The 13,569-nt window shown below is 73.5% G+C and carries 1 protein-coding gene; it reads right to left on the reverse strand.

What is annotated here, in order from left to right:
- Positions 1 to 13,466, reverse strand: a 13,466-nt coding sequence (locus tag CU044_RS06560; RefSeq protein ID WP_129767492.1) for a type I polyketide synthase, incomplete at its 3' end; no start/stop codon positions are given.
- Between the last annotated feature and the right edge of the window lie 103 nt (positions 13,467 to 13,569).

Below are 13,569 nucleotides of genomic sequence, written 5' to 3' on the forward strand. Positions count from 1 at the left end.
TCGGCATCCAGCACGGCGAGTACAGAATCCAGCGCCTCCGCGAACACCGGGAACCGCCCGTACAACTCACGGCCCATCCCCAACCGCTGACTGCCCTGCCCCGAGAACAGCACCGCCGTCTTCCCACCAACCACCGAACCCGACACCGCCAAGGCGTCCGGCTCGCCGACCGCGAGGCCCGCCAGCGCGCGCACCGTCTCCGCGCGCCCGCCGGCCGAGACCACCGCTCGGTGGTCGAACACCGACCGGCCCGTCGCCAGCGAGAACCCGATGTCGACCGGCCGCAGTTCGGGCCGTGCCTGGATGTAGGAGAGCAGTCGCCCCGCCTGCCCGCGCAGCGCCTCCGGCGTCTTGCCGGAGAGCACCCACGGCACCACCCCCGGCTCCACCCCCGGCTCCACACCCGGGACCTCACCCAGGACCTCATCCGGGACGTCGGACCCGGCGAGCACCGTTCCCTGGAGCACCGTGGCCGGCTGTTCCAGAATCACATGGGCGTTCGTCCCGCTGATACCGAACGACGAGACACCCGCCCGACGCGGGCTACCACCCTCCGGCCACTCCACCGGCTCCGTCAGCAACTCCACCGCGCCCGCCGACCAGTCGACATGCGACGACGGCTCGGTCACGTTCAGCGTCCGCGGCAGCATTCCATGCCGCATCGCCATGATCATCTTGATCACACCGGCGGCGCCCGCGGCGGCCTGTGTGTGTCCCAGGTTCGACTTCACCGAGCCCAGCAGCAGCGGACGCTCCGGGTCGCGATCGCGCCCGTACGTCGCCAGCAGCGCCTGGGCCTCGATCGGGTCGCCGAGCGTCGTCCCCGTACCGTGCGCCTCCACCGCGTCCACCTCGGCGGGCGACAGTCCGCCACTGGCCAGCGCCTGACGGATCACGCGCTGCTGCGACGGACCGTTCGGCGCCGTCAGCCCGTTCGACGCACCGTCCTGGTTGACGGCCGAGCCCCGGATCACGGCGAGGATCTCGTGGCCGTTGCGCCGCGCGTCCGACTGCCGCTCCAGCAGGAGCATGCCGATGCCCTCGGACCAGCCGACGCCGTCGGCCGACTCGGAGAACGGCTTCGACCGGCCGTCGGGGGCCAGGCCCCGCTGCCGGGAGAACTCCACGAAGGTGTCGGGGATCGACATCACGGTCACACCGCCGGCCAGCGCCAGCGAGCACTCACCGCTCCGCAGCGCCTGCGCGGCCAGATGCATCGCCACCAGCGACGACGAGCAGGCCGTGTCCACCGTGACGGCCGGCCCCTCCAAACCGAAGGTGTACGAGACCCGGCCCGAGGCCACGCTCAGCGCGCTGCCCTGGCCCTGGAAGCCCTCGAACTCCTTGCCGCTCAGAGCGGTGTTGTAGCCGCCGTACATCACACCCGCGAACACACCGGTCTGGCTGTCGCGCAGTGACACCGGGTCGATACCCGCCCGCTCGATCGCCTCCCACGACGTTTCCAGCAGCAGCCGCTGCTGCGAGTCCGTCGCCATCGCCTCACGCGGTGACATCCCGAAGAAGCCGGGGTCGAACTCGCCCGCGTCGTGCAGGAATCCGCCCTGCCGCGTGTACGAGGTGCCCATGTGTTCCGGGTCGGGGTTGTAGAGCGCGTCGACGTCCCAGCCGCGGTTCGTCGGGAAGTCGGAGACCACCTCGGCGCCCTCGGTGACCACCCGCCACAGATCCTCCGGCGATCCGATGCCGCCGGGGAAGCGGCAGCTCATGCCGACGACCACGACCGGATCGTCGTCGAGCAGGGCACGGGAGAGTGCCGGCGCCGCCGTCTCCGTGTCCATGTCCGCTTCGGGACCGACCAGTTCGTCGAGCAGGTGCTCGGCGAGCGCCTCGACCGTCGGGTAGTCGAAGACCATCGTGGCGGGCAGCCGCAGTCCGGTCGCGGTGTTGAGCCGGTTGCGCAGCTCCACCGCCGTCAGCGAGTCGAAGCCCAGGTCACGGAAGGCCCGCGCCGGGTCGACCCCGTCGCCGCTCGCGTGGCCGAGCACCAGCGCCGCCTGGCCGCGTACGAGCGTGAGCAGCGTTTCGTGGCGTTCGGCGCGCTCCAGCCTGCCGAGACGCTCGGCGAGCCCGGCGTCGGTGCCCGCTCCGGGTCCCGCGACCGCCGTACGCCGGCCGGTCGTACGGACCAGCCCGCGCAGCAGCGGCGGGACGGTTCCCCGCGTACGCAGCACCGCCAGGTCCAGCCGTACGGGTGCCACCGCGGCCTGGCCGGTGGCCAGCGCGGCGTCGAACAGCGACACGCCCTGGTCGACCGAGAGCAGGGGCATACCGGCTTCGGCGGCCCGGCGCAGATCGGCTTCGCCGAGGCCGCTCGTCATGCCCGCGCCCTGGTTCCAGGCGCCCCACGCCAGCGAGACCCCCGGCAGGCCCGTGGCCTGCCGGTGTGCGGCGAGTGCGTCCAGGAAAGCGTTGCCCGCCGCGTAGTTGGCCTGTCCCGCGCCGCCGATCACACCGGAGACGGAGGAGAAGACCACGAACGCGGCCAGGTCGAGACCGCGGGTCAGCTCATGCAGATGCCAGGCCGCGTCGATCTTCGGACGCAGCACGCGGGCCAGGCGTTCGGGGGTCAGTGAACCGATGATGCCGTCGTCCAGCACACCCGCCGTATGGACGACCGCCGTCAGTGGATGCTCGGCCGGGACCGCGCCCAGCAGGCCCGCCAGGGCGTCGCGGTCCGCGACGTCACAAGCCTCCACGGACACCGCGGCGCCCTGTGCCGTCAGTTCGGCGACGAGTTCCGTGGCTCCCTCGGCGGAGAGCCCGCGCCTGCTGGTGAGCACCAGGTGCCGTACGCCGCGCTCGGCCACCAGATGGCGGGCCAGCACACCGCCCAGACCGCCCGTACCACCGGTGATCAGGACCGTGCCCTCGGGATTCCATACGGGCGGCATGGTCAGCACGATCTTGCCGACATGCCTGGCCATGCTCATGAAGCGGAACGCGTCGCGCGCCCGGCGTACGTCCCACGACCGCACCGGCAACGGCTCCAGCACGCCGCGTTCGAACAGTTCCATGACGGCGACCAGCATCCGCTGGATGCCGTCCGGTTCCACCCAACCCAGGTCGAATGCCTGGTAGTCCACGCCGTCCGGCAGTTCGTCGGCCTCCCGGATGTCGGTCTTGCCCATCTCCAGGAACCGGCCGCCGGGACCGGTCAGCCGCAGCGACGCGTCCACGAACTCACCGGCCAGCGAGTTCAGCACGACATCGACACCCCGGCCGCCCGTGACCCCGGCGAACGCCGCCTCGAAGTCCGTCGTACGCGACGAGGCGAGGTGATCCTCGGCCACACCCAGCGACCGCAGGACATCCCACTTGCCCTCGCTCGCCGTCGCGAACACCTCGGCACCCAGATGCCTCGCCACCTGGATCGCCGCCATACCCACACCACCCGCACCGGCATGGATCAGCACCTTCTCGCCGCGCCGCAAACCGCCCAGCTCCACCAGCGCGTAGTACGCGGTCAGGAACACGAGTGGCATCGACGCCGCCGTCTCCCACGACCAGCCGTCGGGCAGCCGGGTGAGGAGCCGCGCGTCGCCGACCACCAGCGAGCCGAAGCCGCCGGACACCAGGCCGGTGACCGGGTCGCCGGGCCGCAGCCCGGTCACCTCGGGACCCACTTCGGTCACCACGCCCGCGGCCTCGCGCCCCATGCGTCCGGCGTCGCCCGGGTACATGTCGAGGGCCTTGAGGACATCGCGGAAGTTGACCCCGGCGGCCCGTACGTCGATACGTACGCCGCTGCCGGTCAGCGGTTCGAGGACCTCGGGGAACGGGGCCAGGGTCAGCCCGTCGAGGCTTCCCTGGGTCGCGCTGTCGAGCCGCCAGGGCACCCCGGCCGGCGGTACAAGACCGGTGCCCGACGCCAGCCGTGCGAGCCGGCCCGCCAGGATCGCGCCGTCGCGGATCGCCACCTGGGGCTCGTCCGTGGTCAGGGACCGGGCGAGCGGCGTGGCGCCGTCGTCCGTGCTGCCGAGGTCCACCAGGCCGAAGCAGCCGGGGTTCTCCGTCTGCGCGGAGCGCACCAGTCCCCATACCGAGGCCGCCGCGACATCGCCGGCCTCCTCGTCACCGGCCGCCATGGCGCCCCTGGTGACGAACACCAGCCGCGAGCCGGCGAACCGTTCCTCGGCCAGCCAGTCCTGCGCGAGCGCCAGTACGCCCGTGGTCAGCGCGTGGGCGGACTCCGCCACCCCGCGCGGGTCCCCGCTCCGGTCCGCGCCCGCGTCCCCGTTCCGGTCCCCGGACACGGCGACGAGCACGACGTCCGGCACCGGGGACTCCCCCGCCGCCAGCGACGCCAGATCCGCGTGGGTCTCGACGCGCGTCCCGGAGTCCGCCAGTCCGTCGGCGAGCCCGAGCGCGTCGGGCCCCACCAGCGCGACGGCCTCGGGCACATCCGTACCGGACGCCGCCGGCACCGGCACCCAGTCGAGGCCGAACAGCGCGTCCCTGGCCAGCGCCGCGTCCTCGCTCAACTCCTCGCGCGACACGGCGCGTACGAGCAGTGAATCGACCGAGGCGACCAGCTCTCCTGACAGGTCGGCGGCCGCGATCGACACCGCGTCCCGGCCCGCGGCCGGGGCGATGCGCACCCGTAGCGCGGAGGCACCCGTGGCGTGGAGCGACGCGCCCTCCCACGAGAACGGCAGTCCTCCGTCGCCCTCCTCGCCGTCGCCCGCGAGGAGCGAGGCGTGCAGCGCGGAGTCGAGCAGCGCGGGGTGCAGACCGAACGCGGCCGCGTCACCCTCCGCGCTCTCCGGAAGGCTCACCTCGGCGAAGATCTCGCCGTCACGCCGCCAGGCCGCGCGCAGGCCCCGGAACACCGGGCCGTACGCGAACCCCAGCTCGGCGAACCGCTCGTAGCAGCCCGCCGCTTCCAGCGCCTCGGCGCCCTCAGGCGGCCATACCGTCGCGTCGAAGCCGTCGGCCGGGGTCCGGCCTCCGACTGTCAGCACCCCCATGGCGTGCTGTGTCCACGACCGCTCGTCGGCGCCGTCGAGCCGGGAGTGCACCGTGAGGGAGCGCCGGTCCGCGTCGTCCGCGACCCCGACACGCACCTGCACCTGGACCGCGCCGCCCTCCGGCAGCACCAGCGGCGCCGCGAGCGTCAGCTCCTCGACCCGGTCGCAGCCGACCTCGTCACCGGCGCGGAACGCCAGTTCCAGCAGGGCGGTGCCCGGCAGCAGGATGCGGCCCATCACCGCGTGATCGGCGAGCCAGGGGTGTGACTGGACGGACAGCCGCGCGGTGAACAACGCGCCTTCGCCCTCGGCGAGTTCGACCGCCGCGCCCAGCAACGGGTGCCCGGCGGAGCCGAGTCCGGCGGCCCGCACATCACCGGCGGCGCCGGCCTGTGAGCCGGCCGGCCAGATCCACTGATGCTGGAAGGGGTACGTGGGCACATCCACCCGCGACGCGCCGGTTCCGGCGAACACGGCCGACCAGTCCACGGGAACGCCCCGTACGTACAGTCGCGCCAGGGCGGTGAGCACGGCGGACTCGCCCGCCCGGTCCTTGCGGAGCAGGGGTACGGTCACGGCCCCGTCCGGTACGGACTCCTGGGCCATGGCCGACAGCACACCGTCAGGACCCAGCTCCAGGAAGGCGGTCACACCCTGCTCGCCGAGCGTCCGCACACCATCCGCGAACCGGACCGCCTCGCGGACATGCCGCACCCAGTACCCGGCCGAGCACAGCTCCTCGGCCGACGCCGGAGCACCGGTCAGATTCGACACCACTCCGATACGCGGCGCCTCGAACGACAGGCCCTCCGCCACCGCGCGGAACTCGTCCAGCATCGGGTCCATCAATGGTGAGTGGAACGCGTGCGAGACCCGGAGCCTGCTCGTCTTGCGGCCCTGCTCCCCCAGGCGTGCCGCGACCTCCAGCACGGAGTCCTCCGTGCCCGAAATCACCACGGAAGAGGGGCCGTTGACGGCGGCGACCGACACCTGGTCCTGACGCTCGAACAGCAGCGGAAGGACCTCGTCCTCCGTCGCCCGGACCGCGACCATCGCACCACCGGACGGCAGCGCCCCCATCAGCCGCGCCCTGGCGACCACCAACGCGCAGGCGTCCTCCAACGAGAACACCCCCGCCACATGCGCCGCCGCGACCTCACCGATCGAATGCCCCGCCACGAAGTCCGGGACCACACCCCACGACTCCACCAGCCGGAACAGCGCCACCTCCACCGCGAACAACGCCGGCTGAGTGAACGCGGTGTCATTCAGCAGATCAGCGTCCTCGCCCCACATCACCTCACGCAGAGACCTCCCCAACTCGGCATCCAGCATCGCGAGTACGGAATCCAGCGCCTCCGCGAACACCGGGAACCGCCCGTACAGCTCGCGGCCCATCCCCAGCCGCTGACTGCCCTGACCGGAGAAGAGGAAGGCACGCTTACCGGCTGTCACCACGCCCGCCACAGCGGCCGCGTCCGGTTCGCCGGCCGCCAGTGCCGTCAGCGCGCGCTCCGTGTCGGCGGGGTCGCCGGCCAGTACGACCGCGCGGTGCTCGAACACCGAACGGCCCGTCACCAGCGAGAAGCCGACGTCCACCGGACGCGCTCCCGGGCCCGTCCCGACGAGGGGCAGCAGCCGCCTCGCCTGATCCGCCAGCGCCTGTGGGGTCCTGCCCGAGAGCACCCACGGCACCACGCCCGGCTCCACACCCGGGACCTCGGCCGGGGCGCCGGACCCGGCGAGGACCGTTCCCCGGATGACGGCGGGCGGCTGTTCCAGGATGACGTGGGCGTTCGTCCCGCTGATACCGAACGACGAGACAGCCGCCCGCCGCGCGCGGCCGGCCTCCGGCCACTCCACCGGCTCCGTCAGCAACTCCACGGCACCCGCCGACCAGTCGACATGCGACGACGGCTCGGTCACATGGAGCGTCCGCGGCAGCACCCCGTGCCGCATCGCCATCACCATCTTGATCACTCCGGCGACACCGGCCGCGGCCTGCGTGTGACCGATGTTCGACTTCACCGAGCCCAGCAGCAGCGGACGCTCGGGGTCGCGATCGCGCCCGTACGTCGCGAGGAGTGCCTGCGCCTCGATCGGGTCGCCGAGCGTCGTCCCCGTACCGTGCGCCTCCACCACATCGACGTCGTCGGCCGCGAGTCCGCCACTGGCCAGCGCCTGACGGATCACGCGCTGCTGCGACGGACCGTTCGGCGCCGTCAGCCCGTTCGACGCACCGTCCTGGTTGATCGCGCTGCCGCGCAGCAGGGCGAGCACCTGGTGGCCGTTGCGCCGCGCGTCGGACAGCCGCTCCAGCACCAGCATGCCGACGCCCTCCGACCAGGCGACGCCGTCGGCCGACTCGGAGAACGCCTTGGACCGGCCGTCGGGGGCCAGACCGCGTGCCCGGGAGAACTCGACGAAGGTGCTCGGGGTGGACATGACGGTGACACCGCCGGCCAGTGCCAGCGAGCATTCACCGCTCCGCAGGGCCTGCGCGGCCAGATGCATGCCGACCAGGGAGGAGGAGCACGCGGTGTCCACGGTCACCGCCGGGCCTTCGAGCCCCAGCGTGTACGAGACACGGCCGGAGGCCACACTCGGCGCGCTGCCGTTGCCGCGGAAGGCTTCGTACTCCTCGCCCGTGAGCAGCGGCCCGTAGTCGTTGTACATGACACCGGCGAAGACGCCGGTCCGGCTGTCGCGCAGCGAGACGGGGTCGATACCGGCGCGCTCGACGGCCTCCCAGGAGAGTTCGAGCAGCAGGCGCTGCTGGGAGTCGGTGGCCATCGCCTCGCGCGGTGACATCCCGAAGAAGTCCGGGTCGAACTCGCCCGCCGTGTGCAGGAATCCGCCCTCGCGGACATGGGTCCTGCCGGGGTGGTCGGGGTCCGGGTCGTAGAGACCGTCGAGGTCCCAGCCGCGGTTGGTGGGGAAGCCGGAGATGGCGTCGCCGTCCTCCGTGACGAGCCGCCAGAGGTCCTCGGGCGAGGTCACCCCGCCCGGGTAGCGGCAGGCCATGCCGACGATCGCGATGGGGTCGTCGGTGACCGGCGGCGGCGCGGCCACGGGCGCGGCCGGTGCTTCGGCCCCGGTGCCGAGCAGTTCGTCGCGCATGTGGTCGGCGAGGGCGCTCGGGGTCGGGTAGTCGAAGACCATGGTCGCGGGCAGCCGCAGGCCGGTCACGGTGTTGAGGCCGTTGCGCAGTTCGACCGCCGTAAGGGAGTCGAAGCCGAGGTCCTGGAACTGGCGGGACGCCTCCACCTCCGCGGCGTCGGCGTGGCCGAGCACCTGCGCGACCTGGCCGCGTACGAGGTCGAGGAGGAGCTCGCGGCGTTCGGCGGCGTTCAGTCCGGTGAGCCGCTGGGCGAGGCCGCCCGCCGTCTCCGAGACCTGTGCGGCGGTGCGCCGGCCGGGGGTGCGGATGAGGCCGCGCAGCAGGGGCGGGATCTCGCCCTGGGTACGGAGGACGGGCAGGTCGAGGCGTACGGGGGCGACGGCCGGCATGCCGGTGGCGAGGGCGGCGTCGAAGAGCGCCACGCCCTGGTCGACGGTGAGCGGTGGCATGCCGGAGCGCGCGATGCGCTCCACGTCGATGTCGGTGAGTGTCCTGGTCATGCCGACGCTCTGGGTCCAGGGGCCCCAGGCGAGGGCGAGGCCGGGCAGTCCGCCGGCGCGCCGGTGGGTGGCGAGCGCGTCCAGGAAGGCGTTCCCGGCCGCGTAGTTGGCCTGGCCTGGGCTGCCGAGGGTGGCGGCGACGGAGGAGAAGAGCACGAACGCGGCCAGGTCGAGTCCACTGGTCAGTTCGTGGAGGTTCCAGGCCGCGTCGGCCTTGGGGCGCAGCACGCTGTCGAGCCGCGCCGGGGTCAGTGAGCCGATCACACCGTCATCGACGACACCGGCGGTGTGGACGACGGCGGTGAGCGGGTGTGCGGCGGGGACGGCCGCCAGCAGTTCCGCGAGGGCGGTCCGGTCGGTGACATCGCAGCCGGCGATGGTCACGTGGGCGCCCTGTGCGGTGAGTTCGGCCTTGAGCGTCTCGGCGCCGTCGGCGGCGGGGCCGCGGCGGCTGACGAGCAGCAGGTGCCGTACGCCGCGCTCGGCGACCAGGTGCCGGGCGAGGACGCCGCCGAGTCCGCCGGTACCGCCGGTGATGAGGACGGTGCCCTCGGGATCCCAGGCGGCCCGCTCCCCCGGGGCGGGGACGGGGACGCGGGTCAGGCGGGCGGCGAGCAGTTCTCCGTCCCGTACCGCGAGGTCGGGCTCGTCGGCCGCGACCGCGAGGGCGGAGGGCAGGACGGCCGGCCCGGCCTCCGGGGGGAGCGGGGCCGCGCCGGTGTCCGGGGCGTGCGACGGACGTCCCAGGTCCAGCAGGCCGAAGCGTCCCGGGTTCTCGGTCCTGGCGGTCCGTACGAGGCCGTGGACCGAGGCGGCGGCGAGGTCGTGGCCCGTCAGCGCGCCGTGGGTGACGAACACCAGGCGCGCGTCGGCGAACCGGTCCTCGTCCAGCCAGCGTTGTACGTCTCCGAGGACGCGGGCGCCGAGGGCGTGGGTCGCCGCTACGACACCCGCGTCCTCACCGACACCCGCGTCCTCACCGTCGCGCTTGCCGGCGCCCCGGCCGTCGGGTGCGCCGGAGGCGGCGATCAGGACCATGCCGGGAACCGGTCCGTCCGTGGCCGCGAGCGCGGTGAGGTCCTGATGGGCCGTCACCGTGGTGCCTGCCGCACGCAGCGCGTCGGCCATTCCGAGCGGGTCGGCGCCGATCACCGCCACCGCGCCGGGTCCGGCCGGGACCGGGCCCTTCACCGCGGTCCACTCCACGCGGAACAGGGAGTCGCGGTGCACCACGCCGGTGCCGTCGAGGCTCTCGGTGGGGACGGTACGGGAGACGAGGGAGTCCACGGAGAGCACCGGGCCGCCCGCCGCGTCGTAGACCGCGATGGAGACGGTGTCGTCGCCCGCCGGGGACAGCCGGGCGCGTACCGCCGTGGCACCGGAGGCGATGAGTGACACGCCCTCCCAGGCGAACGGGAGGCCGCCCCGGCTGATGGCGCCGAGGTCGGTGAAGGCCGCCGCGTGCTGGGCGGCGTCGAGCAGTGCCGGGTGGAGGCCGAAGGCGCTCGCGTCGGTGCCCGCGTCCTCCGGGAGGGTGACGTCGGCGTACACCTCGTCGCCGCGCCGCCAGGCGGCGCGCAGGCCCTGGAAGACGGGGCCGTAGTCGAAGCCGAGTCCGGCGAGCCGTTCGTAGCAGCCGTCGAGGTCGACGGGTTCCGCGCCGGCGGGCGGCCATACGGTGGCGTCGAAGCCGGGGTCGGGGGCGCCCGTGCCGGGGGCGACGGCACCGGTGGCGTGCTGCGACCAGGGGAGGTCGAAGCCGTCCTCGACGCGCGAGTAGATGCCCAGCGGGCGTCGTCCGGCGGCGTCGGCCGCTCCGACGCGCACCTGGAGCTGTACGGCGCCGTGCTCGGGGAGTGCGAGGGGTGCGGCGAGGGCCAGTTCCTCGACACGGCCGCAGTCGACCTCGTCACCGGCGCGGATGGCCAGTTCGACGAAGGCCGTTCCGGGCAGCAGGGCGCGACCGCGCACGCCGTGGTCGGCGAGCCAGGGGTGGGACCGCGTGGACAGCCGGCTGGTGAACAGCGCGCCCTCGCCGTCGGCCAGTTCGACGGCCGCGCCGAGCAGCGGGTGTCCGGCGGAGCCGAGTCCGGCGGCGCGCATGTCGCCGGCCGTGTCGAGGGTGACGGCGGGCCAGAAGCGCCGGCGCTGGAACGGGTAGGTGGGCAGGTCGACGCGGCGGGCGCCGGAGCCTTCGTAGAGGCCGGACCAGCGCACGGTGGCGCCCCGGACGTGGATCCGTGCGAGGGCGGTGACGGCGGCAAGTTCCTCCGGGCGGTCCTTGCGCAGCAGCGGCACCATCACCTCCCGCTCCGTGAGCGAGTCCTGGGCCATGGCGGAGAGCACGCCGTCGGGGCCCAGTTCGAGCAGGGTGGTGACGCCGCGTCCGGTGAGGGTGCGGACGCCGTCGGCGAACCGTACGGCCTCGCGTACGTGCCGTACCCAGTAGGCGGCGGAGCAGAGCTCCGCGACCTCGGCGATCCGGCCGGTCACGTTCGACACGACGGGGATGGCGGGTTCCTCGTACGTCAGGCTCTCCGCGACGGCGCGGAATTCCGTCAGCATCGGTTCCATCAGCGGCGAGTGGAAGGCGTGCGAGACGCGCAGCCTGCTGGTCCTGCGGTCCCGCGCCTCGAAGTGTGCGGCGATGTCCTGTACGGCGCTCTCGTCACCGGCGACGACGACGGACGCGGGTCCGTTGACGGCGGCGATCGACACCCGCTCGGTGACTCCGGTGAGCAGCGGGGCGACCTCGTCCTCGGTGGCCCGTACGGCGGCCATGACGCCGCCGGCGGGCAGGGCCGCCATCAGCGAGGCGCGGGCGGCGACGAGGCGGCAGGCGTCCTCCAGCGAGAAGACGCCCGCCACATGCGCGGCCGCGATCTCACCGATGGAGTGCCCGCCGACGAAGTCGGGGGTGACGCCGAGCGAGACGACGAGGCGGTAGAGCGCGACCTCGACGGCGAAGAGCGCGGGCTGCGTCCAGCGGGTCTCGTCGAGCGGGCCGGGGTCGGTTCCCCAGACGATGTCGCGCAGCGGACGGTCGAGGTGGGTGTCGAGTACGTCGGCGACGGCGTCGAACGCCTCGGCGAACACCGGGAATCGGGCGTGGAGTTCACGTCCCATGCCGAGGCGCTGGGAGCCCTGCCCGGAGAAGAGGACGGCGAGCGCGCCCTCGTCGGCGACGCCTTCCGCGATCACCGTAAGGGGTTCGGTGGTGCCGGCGGGGTCGGCGAGCAGCACGGACCGGTGCTCGAAGACCGAGCGCCCCGCGGCGAGGGAGTGGCCGATGTCGGCGGGCCGGGTCCCGGGGACGCGTTCGATGAACGAGAGCAGCCGGGCGCGCTGGTCGGCCAGGGCGGCGGCGGTCCGGCCCGAGAGGGCCCAGGGGATGACACCGGGCAGCGCGGAGTCCTCGATGGAGGCGTTCTCGGCGGGGACGTGCTCGGTGGAGGCGTTCTCGGCGGGGACGTGCTCGGCGGCCGGCGGGGCCTGTTCGAGGATCACATGCGCGTTGGTGCCGCTGACGCCGAAGGAGGAGACGGCGGCGCGCCGGGCGCGGCCCGTCTCGGGCCAGGCGAGCGGCCGGTCGAGCAGTTCGATGGAGCCGGTGGTCCAGTCCACGTCGTGGGAGGGCTCGCCCACGTGCAGGCTGCGGGGCATCAGTCCGTGCCGCATCGCCATGATCATCTTGATGACACCGGCGGCGCCGGAGGCCGCCTGGGTGTGCCCGATGTTCGACTTGACCGATCCCAGCCGCAGCGGGTGTTCGCGGTCCTGGCCGTAGGTGGCCAGCAGGGCCTGTGCCTCGATCGGGTCGCCGAGTGTCGTCCCCGTACCGTGCGCCTCGACGATGTCCACGTCGGCGGGTGCCAGCCGGGCGTTCTCCAGGGCGGCGCGGATGACGCGCCGCTGCGAGGGGCCGTGGGGCGCGGACAGGCCGTTGGACGCGCCGTCCTGGTTGATCGCGCTGCCGCGCAGGACGGCCAGGACCGGGTGCCCGGCCCGCTGGGCGTCCGAGAGGCGTTCCAGTACGAGGACGGCGGCGCCCTCGCCCCAGCCGGTGCCGTCGGCGTCCTGGGAGAACGACTTGCAGCGGCCGTCGGCGGCCATGCCGCTCTGGGCGGTGAAGGAGACGAAGGGGCCGGGCGTCGCCATCACGGAGGCGCCGCCCGCGAGGGCCATGGAGCACTCGCCGTTGCGCAGGGACTGCGCGGCCCAGTGCAGCGCCACCAGTGAGGAGGAGCAGGCGGTGTCGACGGTGACGGCGGGGCCCTCGGCGCCGAAGGTGTAGGAGAGCCGGCCGGAGATGACGCTCGCCGCGTGCCCGGTGGTCGAGTACAGCTCCGCGTCCTCGTCGGACGCCTTGATGACCGTGGCGTAGTCCTGCCCGGCCGTGCCGACGAACACGCCCGCCCGGCTGCCGCGCAGCGTGACCGGGTCGATCCCGGCGCGCTCCAGGGCCTCCCAGGCGACTTCCAGCAGCAGCCGCTGCTGGGGGTCCATGGCGACGGCCTCGCGCGGGGAGATCCCGAAGAACCCGGGGTCGAAATCCGCCATGTCGTAGAGGAACCCGCCCTCTTGGGCGAGGCTGCGGCCGGGGCCGTCCCCGGCGAGGCGCTCCAGGTCCCAGCCGCGGTCGGCGGGGAAACCGGCCATGACGTCGCGGCCTTCGGTGACCAGCTCCCACAGGTCCTCGGGAGACGTCACTCCGCCGGGGTAGCGGCAGCCGATCCCGACGACGGCGATGGGCTCCTCGGCAGCCGCCACCAGCCGCTGGTTCTGCTGACGGAGCCGCTCGATCTCCTTCAGGGAGGACCGCAGCGCCTCGACGTACTTGTTGGTGGACGTGCTCATCGGACTCTCCAGATCTCTTTCGGTTCGCAGGGGCCGCACATGTCGCGCGTACCGCGCGACCGGCGACGTCCGCCCGGCACGGCGGGGCGGGGCGGACGTCGCC

The organism is Streptomyces sp. L-9-10 (assembly GCF_004151105.1).
Lineage (GTDB): Bacteria > Actinomycetota > Actinomycetes > Streptomycetales > Streptomycetaceae > Streptomyces.